The sequence below is a fragment of the Psychrobacter sp. HII-4 genome, assembly GCF_904846595.1.
GTDB classification, from domain to species: Bacteria; Pseudomonadota; Gammaproteobacteria; order Pseudomonadales; family Moraxellaceae; genus Psychrobacter; species Psychrobacter celer.
The window spans coordinates 17,036-28,203 of sequence record NZ_CAJHBJ010000031.1 but is presented as its reverse complement, the minus strand read 5'-3'; the positions used below and the strand labels follow the sequence as shown (position 1 = coordinate 28,203).

The 11,168-nt window shown below is 47.7% G+C and carries 9 protein-coding genes; 3 read left to right on the top strand and 6 right to left on the bottom strand.

Going from position 1 to position 11,168, the window contains the following annotated elements; genetic code table 11:
• Positions 1-377 precede the first annotated feature (377 nt).
• A complete protein-coding gene (gene accB, locus JMX98_RS11470; RefSeq protein WP_075102426.1) occupies positions 378-806 on the top strand; it encodes an acetyl-CoA carboxylase biotin carboxyl carrier protein in 429 nt (142 codons plus the stop codon).
• Positions 807-998: 192 nt separating this feature from the next.
• On the top strand, positions 999-2,360 hold the full coding sequence (gene accC, locus JMX98_RS11465; protein ID WP_201586744.1) for an acetyl-CoA carboxylase biotin carboxylase subunit: 1,362 nt from the start codon (positions 999-1,001) through the stop codon (positions 2,358-2,360).
• Between the two features lie 207 nt (positions 2,361-2,567).
• Here accC and JMX98_RS11460 read toward each other — a convergent pair whose 3' ends face one another.
• The gene (locus JMX98_RS11460; protein ID WP_201586742.1) at positions 2,568-3,191 is read right to left on the bottom strand and encodes a hypothetical protein; all 624 of its coding nucleotides are present in this window, start codon (positions 3,189-3,191) and stop codon (positions 2,568-2,570) included.
• Between the two features lie 214 nt (positions 3,192-3,405).
• On the bottom strand, positions 3,406-5,190 hold the full coding sequence (gene leuA / locus JMX98_RS11455; RefSeq protein ID WP_201586740.1) for a 2-isopropylmalate synthase: 1,785 nt from the start codon (positions 5,188-5,190) through the stop codon (positions 3,406-3,408).
• A 218-nt stretch (positions 5,191-5,408) separates the two neighbouring features.
• On the opposite strand from leuA, the gene JMX98_RS11450 reads away from it, so the two are divergent.
• A complete protein-coding gene (locus JMX98_RS11450; protein WP_100749496.1) occupies positions 5,409-5,897 on the top strand; it encodes an Lrp/AsnC family transcriptional regulator in 489 nt (162 codons plus the stop codon).
• Between the two features lie 103 nt (positions 5,898-6,000).
• Here JMX98_RS11450 and JMX98_RS11445 read toward each other — a convergent pair whose 3' ends face one another.
• The 4 genes from JMX98_RS11445 to JMX98_RS11430 all read right to left on the bottom strand — a co-directional run bounded on the left by JMX98_RS11445 (position 6,001) and on the right by JMX98_RS11430 (position 11,028).
• Positions 6,001-7,320 (bottom strand): ABC1 kinase family protein, encoded by a 1,320-nt coding sequence (locus JMX98_RS11445; RefSeq protein ID WP_201586738.1) that lies wholly within the window; start codon positions 7,318-7,320, stop codon positions 6,001-6,003.
• 31 nt (positions 7,321-7,351) lie between these two features.
• Positions 7,352-8,155: a HesA/MoeB/ThiF family protein gene (locus JMX98_RS11440; protein ID WP_201586736.1), complete on the bottom strand. Its 804-nt coding sequence runs from the start codon at positions 8,153-8,155 to the stop codon at positions 7,352-7,354.
• A 47-nt stretch (positions 8,156-8,202) separates the two neighbouring features.
• A complete protein-coding gene (gene prmC, locus JMX98_RS11435; protein WP_201586735.1) occupies positions 8,203-9,084 on the bottom strand; it encodes a peptide chain release factor N(5)-glutamine methyltransferase in 882 nt (293 codons plus the stop codon).
• Between the two features lie 111 nt (positions 9,085-9,195).
• The gene (locus JMX98_RS11430; protein WP_201586734.1) at positions 9,196-11,028 is read right to left on the bottom strand and encodes an AmpG family muropeptide MFS transporter; all 1,833 of its coding nucleotides are present in this window, start codon (positions 11,026-11,028) and stop codon (positions 9,196-9,198) included.
• Positions 11,029-11,168 lie beyond the last annotated feature (140 nt).

Sequence of the window (11,168 nt, the reverse complement as noted above, 5' to 3'; positions counted from 1 at the left end):
TCTGTGGAGTCGTGGTCAGTCTAAATCTCAAATGAGAAATAGCGCGTGACAATGAAGCAGAAAGAAAACGTCAAACCTATCTAATAGTCAATATTGGCTAGGTTTGAGTAAGATTTTTGGAACGGTTAGGACCATCATACAAACGTGCGACCGAACGCAGCACGATGTACAAGCAGCTTGGCTTAAAAACCACATCGATAATGATAAATCGTAGTGGGTTTCTTACTAAAACAGCTAGATTACGTCAAAATATGTAAAAATCCTCAGTTAACAACTGTACATTGATTGCTCATTGGCCTGAATCTAGGTATCATTAGCAATCAAACAATATTTAGTTACACTATTTCTCGAATTTAGTACAAGGCAAGATAAAAACTATGGATATTGAAAAAATACGCACCCTCATCGCCCTCATGGAAGAAAGTGAACTGGTCAATCTAGAAATCAGCTCTGATGACGAACACATCAGTCTCACTCGTCACTATGATGCCCCTGTACCGACTATGATGGCCGCTCCTACTGCTGGCGCAGCACCAGTGGCTGCAGATACAAAACCAGCAGCAAAGGCAGGTAGCGTTGAGACATCGCCAATGGTTGGCGTTTTTTATTCTGCCCCAAGCCCCAATGATCCGCCGTTTGTTAAGGTCGGCCAAAAAGTACAAGCGGGCGACACGCTTGGTATTATCGAAGCGATGAAAATCATGAACCCTCTTGAGGCCACCCAAAGCGGTGTCATTGACGAGATTTTGGTAGATAACTCTGAAGTTGTACAGTTTGGTCAACCTGTCATACGCTATAAAGCGTAACGATATTTGCCTCACTTTACTTCATACTGATTGAGTCTTTAGCACTTTATTTCGGTACCTTATTTTGGCACTTTATACCGTTTCACGTTGTTGTAAGCTGTCACTATCTACCGATGCCGAATACAGATATCAAATGCCGAAGCTCCCCATCAAGGCTCAATCAATGTCTGCCGCGTCAAAAAGGATGACCCCATGATAAAAAAACTGCTCATTGCCAATAGAGGTGAAATCGCCCTACGTATCGTTCGAGCCTGTAAGGCGTTAGGTATCGAAACCGTCGGCGTCTACTCCACCGCAGATGCCAATCTTATGCATCTGCGCTTTGTTGACGAAGCTATCTGTATCGGCAAACCCAATGCCAACCAAAGCTACCTCGATATCAATACGATCTTGACGGCGGCAGAAATAACGGGTGCTGACGCCATCCATCCAGGCTACGGTTTTTTATCTGAAAATGCTGAATTTGCCGAACAAATAGAAGAAGCAGGACTGACCTTCGTCGGTCCCAATGCCGATCATATCCGCTTAATGGGCAACAAAGTCTCGGCGATTAATGCCATGAAAAAAGCTGGCGTGCCAACCGTTCCAGGCTCTGTGGGCGCAGTTACCTTGCACAATGCCGAAGAGCAAGCCCGCAATATCGGCTTTCCTCTTTTGATCAAAGCTGCCGCTGGTGGTGGTGGTCGCGGCATGCGCGTGGTCGAGCGTTTTGATGAGCTGATTGGACAAGTACAAGCCGCCAAACAAGAAGCGGAGCTGTGGTTCGGTGATGACACCGTCTATATGGAGCGCTATCTACAAAACCCGCGCCACGTAGAAATACAAGTATTAGGGGATGGTAATGGTAACGCCATTCACCTCTATGACCGTGATTGCTCACTACAGCGCCGTCACCAAAAAGTACTAGAAGAAGCCCCAGCCCCTGATATCCCAGACGATGTGCGCGAGCCTATCTTAAAAGCCTGCGTAAGAGCGTGCGAGCTGGTCAAATATCGCGGCGCGGGCACCTTTGAGTTTTTGTTCGAAAACAACGAGTTTTTCTTTATCGAGATGAACACGCGCGTGCAAGTAGAGCACCCTGTGACTGAGATGATCACCGGTATCGATGTGGTCGTCGAACAGCTCAAAATCGCAGCCGGTTATGGTCTGTCTTATCGTCAAAGCGAGATCGAAGTACAAGGTCATGCGATTGAGTGCCGTATCAATGCCGAGGACGCCGCTACTTTTGTCCCTTGCCCAGGCACCATCTCTCAGCTGTTTACACCAAGCGGTGCAGGCGTGCGTTTTGATTCACACCTCTACCCTGGCTATGAAATACCGACCTATTATGACTCACTCATTGGCAAGCTGATTTGCCATGGTCAAACGCGCCAACAAGCGGTGTCCAAGACCCTGCATGCGCTTGATGAGCTCGTCATTGAAGGCATCAAAACCAATATACCGCTGCATCGCGATGTGATTTTGGCGGATAACAATTTTGTCCATGAAGCCCAAAACATTCACTACTTAGAAAGAGAGCTTTTGACGCCCAACCATGCCAAAGCTGACTCATAATTTAGTTTGCCGTATGACTCAATAAAAAACCGCCGATCCACGATTGGCGGTTTTTTTGACCAAATAAGACATATACAGATAAAGACAAGGCTACTGATATCAGTTTTATTGGCCCGCTATATCTACGCCGCTCGATGCTGCGCAAACCCCTTCTAGCAGCGCGATATCGGTTTTTAGGGATTTAACCATATCAGCCTTTATGAGAGCTTACGGCAGGATTCTATGAAAATTCATAAAGCATTCGTTACCCTCAGGATCCGCGCACCACTGCATTTGGTTGCCATCATGGTACAAAAACGCAATGAGTGCCTCATCGGTCTGATCAATTTGATTGCCTGAGCAGTCTACTTCGTTATTGTCATAAACAGTCTTGAGGGCGATAATAGGCAGCCCTTCCTCGCGGTGTGTCACCAAGTAACGTCCGTACGTCCACTCCTTACCACTTACCGCCCACATCTCATTATCCGCACCAAAGTTATACAACTCACGGCATTGATTAGACTTCTTGGTTGAGGCAAGTAAGTTTTGATCGGTGTTTGGCTCAGTCTGTAGGATGCGCTCCTCGCTTTGTGTGAGTATCCCGCCTGCTACGGCACCCTCCTTAATCTTCGGCTCGCTATTCGCTGACGCCAATCTCTCTTTTCGAGCCGCTTGCCGCGCCTGCGCGTCTTTGGTCATCGTGATACTACTGTCCAAATCTATCTCCCACTGCCCCGCGATAGCAGGACTGATATGGGTCGTGATGGTCGGTCTGGTCACGACTTCACCATTGGCAGGCAACGAGGCCAAAATAGAAGCCAAAGTAAATGAAGCAAATGATATAGGTTCCATAATTAACCTTTGATTTATTGTTTTATAGTAGGTGCTATATACATTAGCGTAAGTCTTAGACACCAAAAACACAAGTAACTTTATGCTATTAGTCGTAACGCCATCAGTGCTGCCTGTGCCTCACACAAAACAACGCCATAGCGCCGCTTGCATGATGCAAAACGCTATGACGTTATAATAACCAATAGTAGGGCTATATCACCCGCTGTCAGGTTTAGGCAGCGACCGCACCGACTGCCTGAGCAAAGGCCGATAGCGCGCCTTTTAGCATCGCCGATACCGTACTGCTGCACGTACCGATACCAGAGTACACCTCACCATCGACATTTAACTGAATGTAAGCGGCGGCATTGGCGTTGGTTTTATTATCTCGATTGGTATCATCATCGATGCCATGACCACTATTATGCTGTGGGTTGATTGCATGCTCAGCATAATTGATGATATGCAATGACTTTCCTGTATGTTGGGCCAAACCATTGATAAAGGACGACAGCGGCCCATTACCAGTACCATCGATGTCGATGATATCGCCATTCATCTGCACTTGACCATTAAAGTAGACCTCGCCGCCTTTATTATTGACACTATAGTCTAATAGCTCAAAGCTGCCTTGCTGGAGATAGGTGTCTTCAAAGGTTTGCAAGATTTCGTCGTTTTGCAATTCGCGCGCCACGCGTTCGGCTTGTTTTTGTACCACACCGCTAAAGTCAATCTGCATCCAACGCGGCAAATTAAAGCCGTAGTTACGCTGCAAGATATAAGCGACGCCGCCTTTACCCGATTGGCTGTTGATACGGACGACATCTTGGTAGCTACGACCAATATGCGCAGGATCAATTGGCAGATAGGCCACATCCCAGATATTGTCCGTCTCGTCTTGATGTCTTTCATTATAATCGAGCGATTTTTTGATGGCGTCTTGGTGCGAGCCACTAAAGGCGGTAAACACCAGCTCACCGACATACGGATGACGCGGATGCAGTGGCAAGTTATTACACTCGCTCACCACCTGTACGATTTCACTCATGTTGCTAAAATCAAGCTCAGGATCGACACCTTGGCTAAATAAGTTCATGGCCATGACCATGACATCCATGTTACCTGTGCGCTCGCCATTTCCGAGCAACGTGCCCTCGATACGATCGGCACCCGCCAAGACACCAAGCTCTGCGGCTGCCACCGCGCAGCCGCGATCATTGTGCGTATGCAAACTGACCGTCACATGCTCTCTGTGGGTGAGATGGCGACAAAAATACTCAACCTGATCGGCAAAGACATTGGGCATAGAGGCCTCAACCGTGGCGGGTAAGTTTAAAATCACTTCCTGCCCATTTTGGGGTTGCCATACTTCACAGACAGCATCGCAGACTTCCACCGCATATTCAGTCTCTGTCTGGCTAAAGCTCTCAGGAGAATACTGAAAGACCCATTCGGTTTCAGGATATTTGGCTGCATAATCTACCAACAGATTGGCCCCAGCGATTGCTATCTCTTTGATCTCGGCTTTGTCTTTACCATAGACTTTTTCGCGTTGGACACGGCTCGTTGAGTTATAAACGTGGACAATCGCCCGCTTAGCGCCCTTCAACGACTCAAAGGTACGAGCGATCAAATGCTCACGCGCCTGTACCAAGACTTGTAAGGTGACATCATCAGGCACATGGTTTTCTTCGATAAGTTTGCGGGCAAAATCAAACTCAACCTGCGCAGCCGATGGAAAGCCGATTTCGATCTCTTTAAAACCGACAGCAACCAAAGTCTTAAAAAAGCGCATTTTTTGCTCGATGGTCATCGGATCGATCAGTGCTTGGTTACCATCACGCAGATCCACGCTCGCCCAGATTGGTGCTTTGTCGATTGTTTTGCTCGGCCATGTGCGATCTGGCAGCGCAGGAGCAAACGCAAATGGACGATACTTTTTATAATCAAAAGCAGTATTTTTTGGGGTGATTTTGGCAGCTGTACTTGCCGCCGTGCGTGTGGCTTGGTCAGACATAATCAATCCTTAGATGATATCAAGGGTTACGGGTTTTACAGGATGGTTGATGATTGGATTTATGTTTATCATACGAGATAACCACTTTTTATGCCATCATAATATCAAAGTTTGTCAGCCGAAAATCAGCTTTCTTTTGTCTTATTTGGTGCTATTTTGGTGAAAAACTCCGCATTTATCACTATAATTAGTATATTTCACTAATAAGATGGATATTTATGTCAAACAGCTATATTGATAAAGGGTTTTCTGTAGAGATTGACGAGACCGACAGAGCGCTATTACGCTTGCTGCAGACGCAAGCGCGCATGAGTATCACGGAGCTGGCAGAACAGGTCAATCTCTCGGCGACGCCATGCGCGCGCCGCATCAAGCGCTTAGAAGACACTGGCATCATCACCGGCTACCACACACAAACAGACGCGCAAAAGCTCGGCTACCCGCTTGCCGTCTTTATCGCCATCAGCATGGATCGTCATACTGCCGAGCGTTTTGAGATATTTGAGTCAAAAATTCAAAGCTTTGATGAAGTGGTGAGCTGTAGCATCGTCACCGGTCGCACAGAGGACTATCTGATTAAGGTGCGGGTACGCGATATGGCGCATTATGAGGAGTTTTTATTGCATCGCCTCAATCGTATCGAGGGCGTCGCCCAAGTACATACAAGCTTTGAGCTGCGAGAAGTGTTTAGCCGCAATGTGGTTTGACGGCTATATTAGGGCGTGCCGCGCTAGCGACTTGGCTCTAACCAAGGACACGCCCTAGGTATAATAGGCACAACAGATACAACAGATACAATCATTTGTGATTTTAGCTCACCGTTTCGCCCAGCATCTGTACCCGCTGATCGCTAAACATGTCCATATCGGGCGCAAGCGTACGCATAAAACGATCAAAATACAGCATCTGCTTGGTCAATAAGGCAAAGTCCCGCGGGAAGTGAATACCATGACGTTTGCCAACTTCCACAATCTCTAGCATCATCTGGTTGAGCTCGTCAGCTTGTTCTTTACTATTAAATGGCACACCGCTGGTAAAAGCTTTGTCCTCTGCCATGATGGTCTGCATCATGCGCTGCAAGTCATCGCCCAGTGCGGCGACATCCACCTGATGGCTCTCGTGCGTCATTTCCATATCGACCATATGACGTGCCATCGCTTGATAGTCACTGTCTTGCATGGCCTGCATCATTCCCATACAAGCGCGCCAGCTCTCAGCTTTGAGCCTACCCACGATGCCAAAGTCTAAAAAGCCAATGCGTCCATCGGTCAGCAGCATCAAATTACCCGCATGCAAATCTGCATGGAAACTATTACACAGCATCAAACTAGCAAACCAGGTGTTTAAGGTATCCGCCATCACCTGTGCAGGGTCAGCACAGTACTGACGCATCAGCACTTCATCGACCATTGACACCCCGTACAATCGACTCATGGTCAACACGCGCTTGGTGGTCAGCGCCTCATATACTTTGGGCGCGACCACGCGAGTATTGCCAGATACCGCTAAAAACTGCTGAAAATCTCGAATGTTTTGCGCTTCAGCGATAAAATCCGTCTCGGCCAGCATACGCAACCGAATCTCATCGATGATCGGTGCGATACTGGCAAACTTCATCGATGGCATCAGCAGCTCAAGCAGCTTGGTAACGCCATACAATACGCCCAAATCCGTCTGCATGATGGTCTCGACACCAGGTTTTTGTACCTTGAGCACCACCTCATCACCATTATGTAGACGCGCAGCATGCACTTGGGCGATAGACGCCGACGCCAGCGGTGTCGGGTCGATATGCGCAAACTTATCCTCAAGCGTCATGCCATCCGTTGCCAGCTCTTCATTTAATACCTGCTCGATATAGGTGTACGACAATGGCGTGGTTTGATCCAAGCAGCTCTGAAACGCCTTGACATACTCACGCGGAAACAACGACGGCGTGCTGGCGATAAACTGGCCTATCTTGATATAAGTAGTACCAAGCTGCTCAAAGGTTTCTTTTAACAGCCTCGCGTCTGGCTTTTCACCTTTGGCGACTCTGAGCGCCGAGAGACCTGCCACACTTGCAGTTTGACGAACCCGATTGACGACATTAAAGGTGTGTTTTAATAAATGCGGACGATGAATTTTCATAAAAAATAACTTATACCACGATCGATTGAGTTTAGGCATGGGCGCAGACAGGGCACGCTGGATCTGGACGATAGCCCATCAGCCGCTGCTGCATCTGGCTACCATCCCATATCAGTAGCTTATTTGTCAGTGGATTTTTGGTTAATCCTAGATATTGCAGCGCCGCATTGGCTTGTAGGTTACCCATAATCGCGGTCGTACTTGCCAGCACACCCGAGTTGGCACAGTTTCGCTCATCGGCCTCTGCATCGATGAGCACCGAGCCAAAGACACAATGATAGCAGCCTGTCTGCCGATGCGGCTCATACAAGGCCAGCTGCCCTTGCATGGCGATCGCTGAGGCAGACAATAACGGAAGCTGATAGCGCACACTGATACGATTGATCATATCGCGGGTAGCAAAATTGTCCGTACAGTCCAATAATAAATCAGGCTTACCAGATGCCATGCCCAGTAGCTCATAGGCATTGTCTTCGCTCAGCCTTGCCACTGACCCACGCGCCCTTATCAACGGATTGATTTTTTCTAACATCTGCGCGGCTGTCAGAGCTTTGGCTTTGCCGATGTCACTAGGTAAAAACAGCGTCTGCCGCTGCAGATTGCTGGCCTCAATCACATCATCATCAATCAAATGGATTTGTCCAAGCCCAGCCCGTACCAGCGTTTCAGAAGCCGGACACCCAAGGCCACCGGCTCCTATCATAACGACGCGCGCTGATTTTAAACGTAACTGAGCATCGACATCCCAGCCCTCTAGCAGTATCTGCCGCGCATAACGCATCAGTTCGCTATCTGATAGCGGCTGTGTCTCTGTCGCCTGCGTCACACCTTTCATCACACTCTTTCACCACGATTTGTTAGAAAAAACATCTAAAAAGCCCTTTATGCCAGATGCCCCAGCGTCACCCGATCGTTTCCGCCATAGTCTTGCACCGTCTGTATCGCGCCAAAGCCATGGGATGAGAGTATCTGACGCACCGCCTCACCTTGATCAAATCCGTGCTCTAGCGCCAGTAGCCCGCCTGCACGCAGGTATTTAGGTGCCAGCTGCGTGATATGCTCGATATCAGCCAGACCATGATTGGGCGCACTAAGAGCGCTCATTGGCTCGGCTCTCAAGTGTGCCAAGTGCGCATCTTCCTCATCGATATAAGGCGGGTTTGAGACAATCACATCAAACATCCTGTCGGTCGGCAGCGACTCATACCAACTGCTCTGGATAAAATCAATCTCCCCCACTTCATTGATCAGCGCATTATACTTAGCAACCTCTAGCGCTTCAGGCGAGACATCGAGCGCAACAGTATGCCAATGAGCATATCGCAAGTGGTGCTTTAGCTCATGCGCCAAACTGATCGCGATACAGCCTGTGCCAGTGCCTAAATCCAAAAGATATTTTGGTGTAGGATGCTCGTCATTTATCGGCTGCGATTGTATCCATTGTAGCACTTGCTCGACCAATACCTCGGTGTCGGGCCGAGGAATGAGGGTATGCTCATTGACAGTAAAGCTCAGCGACCAAAACGCTTGTTGACCAGTCAGATATGCCAATGGGGTACCAGCCTGCAGTTTTTCGATACCTGCATAAAACTGCGCAAGCTCACTTTCTGTCAGCTGATACTCTTCGTCAGTGATCAAAAACAAGGACGGTTTATCAATGACCGCCAGCAGCCAATCTGTAAACCAAAACGAAGGCAAACGGCTATTGTCAGCATCATCCGATAGCTGGCGAATGTACTGTTTTAGATGTTTAATACTAGACATGACTACCGCTTATATTTTTCATATATATTCTCAAACGCCGACATTAGGGTTTTCCTTGGTCAATGAAGGCGCGCCCGCACCATTATCATCATTATCATTAAGGGTTATGGGTTATGGGTTATCATCGTCATTATCATAAATATCATCATTATCACCGATGACGATGTGTTTATCGACAAAATAAATCAGCGCCAAAATTGGAATACCGATGGCAAAGGTAAAAATAAAGAAAAACGGATAACCCATGCTATCGACGATAGAGCCAGAATAGCCGCCCATCACCTTAGGAATCAAGGTCATCAATGAGGAAAAAATCGCATACTGCACAGCCGTAAAACGTATGGACGTCAAAGCAGACAAAAAAGCGATAAACACAGCACTGGCCAGCCCTGCCGCCAAATTATCAAATATCACCGCCATATACATGATAGGCAGGCTGCCTGGATTATACGTCAAAACCACAAACAATAAATTGGTCGCACATGCCAAGATGGCACCAATCATCATGGCATGCATGATACGAAATCGCTGCGCTAACAGTCCACCCAAAAAGCCACCAGCGATGGCCATAATCACCCCAACCAGTTTTACTGCATTGGCGATGTCGGTTTTGCTAAAGCCCATGTCTTGGTAAAACACATTAGATATGACCCCAGCGACGATATCAGAGATACGATATAAGCCGATCAACGCCAGTAGCAAAAGCGCTTTCATACCATAGCGTCTAAAAAAATCAACAATCGGCTCAATCCATGTCGCCATGGCAATTTGTTTGTTGACTAGCCCCGCCTGCACCAGCGCAAAGCCTGCTACTAAAGCGACCGCCAAGCTCATCAATAAATGCAGCGTCTCACTAACAAAGCTGACAAACACCCCGTCAAACGCCGGCAAGAGCTGCCCTATCAATACATAGGCGGCGATAAATGCCACGACAGCAAAGACAAACAATAATACTAGTCTGACATAGTCTTCACGCGTCTCGGCCACCAGCGGTGCTTTATTGATGATTTTTGGCTGATTGATAATAAAGTACAGCAACAGCAAAGGCGCGCAAGCAACCAATGCCAAAAAGTAAAACTTGATACTGGGCAGAGCGACCTGCGGTATCAATGCCACAGGAGTATCGAGCGCCAAGTTAATCAGCATATTGAGTAAATAAACCACACCAAACAACAGCCCTGGAATGAGCAGCAACGCTGAATAAATCAAAAAAACCTTTAAATTGCGATGTTGTTTGTTGCTTTGCAATATCTCAGCGGTCGGCTCATAGCTGGCAAACGTCGTCAAGATACCTAATGTCATTACCCCTGCCATAATATAATAGGTATTGCGCCATGCTTCATAACTATAAAAAGCCTCCGTCGAGCCAAAATAGTCCGCCAAGTACAGCGCACCTGCCCCAGCGACAATCATACCGATACGGTAGCCTGACACATAAATAGAAGACAAAATCGACTGCATAGACGGTGGTGCCAGCTCAATACGGTAGGCATCAATGACGATATCTTGGGTGGCTGACGAAAAACCCAGCAACACCGCCGCACCTGCCATATAAATCAGCACATCTTCACTGACAGGATTGACGGTCGCCATCAAAAAGATTGCCAATACGATAAGCAGCTGCGACACCACCATCCAGCTGCGACGCCGTCCCAGCCACTTGGTCAAAAAAGGCACCGGCAGCGCATCAATTAAAGGCGCCCAAATAAACTTAAACGAGTAACCAAGTGCCGCCCAGCTAAACATCGTCACCACGCTGCGATCTATGCCCGCTTCTCTTAGCCATAACGACAGACTAGAAAATATCAGTAAGATAGGAATACCGGCTGAAAACCCCAAAAACAGCATCACAATGACACGCGAGTCCAAATAAGCCTTGGTGGCCTCGCCCCATGATTTTTTTGCACTCGGTTGATTGGGTGGCACAGATTTGACAGCAGACATAATAACTCACCAGCACTTAGGACAGATAACACACCATCATACAGCACCACACGCGCATTGGGCTTGTATGACGATAGTCGTAATAACAAAATTGAATTATGGTACTTGAGAACGCTGACCTTGACTAGATATTTTTGTAC

What these genes read in the sequence shown, in the direction of transcription:
- accB (WP_075102426.1), top strand. Translation starts at nt 378, where the DNA reads ATGGATATTGAAAAAATACGCACCCTCATCGCCCTCATGGAAGAAAGT.
- accC (WP_201586744.1), top strand. Translation starts at nt 999, where the DNA reads ATGATAAAAAAACTGCTCATTGCCAATAGAGGTGAAATCGCCCTACGT.
- JMX98_RS11460 (WP_201586742.1), bottom strand. Translation starts at nt 3,191, where the DNA reads ATGGAACCTATATCATTTGCTTCATTTACTTTGGCTTCTATTTTGGCC.
- leuA (WP_201586740.1), bottom strand. Translation starts at nt 5,190, where the DNA reads ATGTCTGACCAAGCCACACGCACGGCGGCAAGTACAGCTGCCAAAATC.
- JMX98_RS11450 (WP_100749496.1), top strand. Translation starts at nt 5,409, where the DNA reads ATGTCAAACAGCTATATTGATAAAGGGTTTTCTGTAGAGATTGACGAG.
- JMX98_RS11445 (WP_201586738.1), bottom strand. Translation starts at nt 7,320, where the DNA reads ATGAAAATTCATCGTCCGCATTTATTAAAACACACCTTTAATGTCGTC.
- JMX98_RS11440 (WP_201586736.1), bottom strand. Translation starts at nt 8,155, where the DNA reads ATGAAAGGTGTGACGCAGGCGACAGAGACACAGCCGCTATCAGATAGC.
- prmC (WP_201586735.1), bottom strand. Translation starts at nt 9,084, where the DNA reads ATGTCTAGTATTAAACATCTAAAACAGTACATTCGCCAGCTATCGGAT.
- JMX98_RS11430 (WP_201586734.1), bottom strand. Translation starts at nt 11,028, where the DNA reads ATGTCTGCTGTCAAATCTGTGCCACCCAATCAACCGAGTGCAAAAAAA.